At 33.4% G+C, this 3076-nt stretch carries 3 protein-coding genes; all 3 read right to left on the bottom strand.

Features of this window, described 5'->3' with window-relative positions:
- Positions 1 to 108: 108 nt before the first annotated feature.
- Positions 109 to 2049 carry a hypothetical protein gene (locus COX95_02150; protein PIZ86111.1) on the bottom strand — a complete coding sequence of 647 codons (1941 nt, stop codon included), beginning with the start codon at positions 2047 to 2049 and terminating at the stop codon, positions 109 to 111.
- A gap of 14 nt (positions 2050 to 2063) precedes the next feature.
- A complete protein-coding gene (locus tag COX95_02145) occupies positions 2064 to 2519 on the bottom strand; it encodes a hypothetical protein (GenBank protein ID PIZ86110.1) in 456 nt (151 codons plus the stop codon).
- 134 nt (positions 2520 to 2653) lie between these two features.
- Complete coding sequence (locus tag COX95_02140; protein PIZ86109.1) at positions 2654 to 2932, bottom strand: hypothetical protein; 279 nt, start codon at positions 2930 to 2932, stop codon at positions 2654 to 2656.
- Positions 2933 to 3076: the final 144 nt, after the last annotated feature.

Here is a 3076-nt window from a genome sequence, read left to right as displayed (position 1 = left end):
TTATTGTTTATTATTTACAATTTTAGAAACTAATAGTGAGGGATGCCGGTAAGAAACATAATAAGTGGTAAGGGTGCGTCCCTTGCCACTTTTACTGGTTTGTCAAATTTAAACCTCAATCTTTTTGCTTGACTCAAGTTTTTTCATGGAAAAAGTCCACACTAAAGAGATTGTAATCATCAACCAACCTATTATACCTAAAAAATTATCGTTTTTCTTATTTTTAACTGCGAATATTAATTGTGGTTTATTTAGAGACCCGGAATCTCCGAACACAGATACTGAAGCGCTTTTAACCTTAGCTTTTGTTTTCTTTGTGGTTTTCGGTGCGGATTGAATAAATTTAAAATCATTTTGAAACCGAAGCATCAGCTTCAAGCCACTCCTGTTTTGCACAATAATACCTGTAATTTCGATGATATCACCTTTTTTAAGCCTTTGTTTTTTTATACCCGTACTTTTATTTATGACCGCCTTTATTTCTCCAGTTCCATCAGAAATATAAAAAATATTGCCACTGCTTTTTATAACTTTACCCTTGATTTTAACTAATAATCCATCGCTACTTGAAGCATTTTTAACTTTCACAATCAGAGGTTTTGGTGGAGATTTTGCGCTTATAAAAATTATATTTTCTATACTGTTTATTTTAACTCTCTTTTCTCCATAACTTTCCGATAATTCACCTATAACTTCAACCAAAAATCCAAGTTTCAAATCTGGAAACTTTTTGCGGGAAGAATAAATCTGAATACCACCGCTACTATCCTGGATATAAAAATAATTATTGCTTAGAATTCCCGGTGTTACTGATACTATACCGGAAATCTTTACCTTAGACCCTTTTTTCTGTTTTTTTGCTTCGCTTATAAGAATTAAATTTAAGTTAGATTGGACTATCTGTTTCTTCTTAATAGAAATATCAGAAACGGTTCTTGGCAAAACCCTGTAATTGCCATCCCAATTATTAACAATACCTATGATTTCTGCGCTATCACCCATTCGCATTTCCGGTTTATCAATGCCTGTACTCTCTTTTATGTATATTTTGGCTCTACCGCTTCCATCATTAATCCAAAAAACTAAACCAGATTTATCCACAATTGTACCTGATATTTTTATCAAAGATCCTTCAAACAAACCTATATTATTAGTTTTGACGCTAATTGGAACAATGTTAGAAGCCTCACCAACAATAATGTCGGAAGTATCAGCAATCTTTAGCTGTTTTTCACCATAATAAGTTTCTATCTTACCAACGACAATTATTTCCGAACCGATTTTTAAATCCAGCCATTTTCCAAAAATAAGCTTTAATCTTATACCCCCACTGCTATCTTGAATATAAATACAATTCTCAAAAAGGTTATTAGACAGATCTGTAACTAATCCTTTTATGCTAATTTCGTCTGTACGTTCCTTTGCTTTATCAATGGTTAAAACAGGAATAATGGGCTTTGGGCTATTTGGGAAACCCGGCGTTGCTTTCTCTATTGAACCATCTTTTAAACCTAAAGATAGGGTTGCAGTGTGCCAATCACTGCTTTTAGTGCCATCTTTAGGATCAATCCCCCTTTCCATTGAATACTTCAGATTCTTGTCCCCAGCAAACGGATCAGTGTTTTCCCTGCCTACTTCATCAATTACGTTATTGTTACTGTCTTTTAAAATAATGTGCAGCTTTGAATTGCTTAAAGAAATTTTTGAGGTTTGCCAATTAGAATCTACGCTTAAAATTGTTTTATCGTTTTCTTTAGAATAATTAGATATTAAAAATAAACCATTGGCCGGAATTTTTTTGCCTATGGGTATAATTAAAGCTCCATTAGATTGAGCTGCTCCTTCTATTTGCCAATTAGAGATATCGATTTCCTGATCAGACAAATTTCTTAATTCAATCCACTCATCTGCTGAAGATACTGTTGACCCAGACCACATTAATTCATTTATAACAACTTTATCAAGATCAGCGGCATTAGCTTTATTGCAGATTATAAAAATAAAAACTAACAGGAAGAAAAATTTGATTATTATTTTTATCACAACTATAAACTGTTATAAAATTATTTTGCTTGAGACAACCCTGACTTTAACCAGTTATACAATAATATAGCCTCTATGGCAAACATTAAAGCGTTAATAATATAAAATGCTATATTAATCCATCCTGCCGCAAGCCAAAAATTAATATTCATAAACATAAAAACCAATAGAGAAAATATTGTCAGCCACTTTAAAGAAGATATATCCTTTTTCTTCCTTAATTTATTCGCAGAAATAACCAAAATAATGCCTGCGAAGACTTCACTCCACATTATTAGCATGCCTAAGATTTCGGCATTAGGAATTGCAAAAACCTCCAAAAATGATTTATAAAATCCGAAGGGATTATTGGAAGCAAACCACTTGATGATATCACTTATATTTGAAACAAATTTGCCGCTTAAAATCTTACCTATTCCGCTTAGAATCCAAACCATGCCAAAAACAATTTGTGTAATAATGATTCTTTTACTCATATTGTGCCCTTTTATCCCCTAGCTAAATATAGTGGCTGGTAAAAAAATTGTCCAGCAGTTTTGAAAAATCATTACCTGAGCAAACAAAAAGACCCTTAAGGGTCTTTTTGTTAAAAGAAAATTTCAAATTAATATTACGAATTTTCTTCTGTTCCTTCATCGTCGGCTGGCGTTTCTACATCATCAGTACCTTCTTCTTCATCGCTACCATCTTCTGTTGACATATCTTCTGAATCTCCGTCTGCTGGAGTTTCTTCAGAAGCTTCTTCTGCTGACATATTTTCATTATCGCCATTTTCTTCTAGAGCAGCTGCTTGATCTTCTGCTGCATTTTCTTCTGAAGATGGTGCGCAAGCTTCGCAATACTCCTGTCCTTCATCAACTGGAGCACCGCATACTTTACATTCTGCCATGTGATTCCTCCTTCATAGCCCGTTCTACACAGGCTCGATTAATTAGTGTATAAGAAAATTCTACCAAATTGGTTTTTGATGTAAAGAGGAATCCCTATTATATAAAATATGCGCGAACCAACCTACAATTCCTTTTTTTATTTG

It is taken from the genome of bacterium CG_4_10_14_0_2_um_filter_33_32 (genome assembly GCA_002792735.1).
Classification (GTDB): domain Bacteria; phylum Patescibacteriota; class CPR2_A; order CG2-30-33-46; family CG2-30-33-46; genus CG2-30-33-46.
Note: the sequence above shows the minus strand (reverse complement) of the source record. Positions and strands in the feature narration are given on the sequence as shown.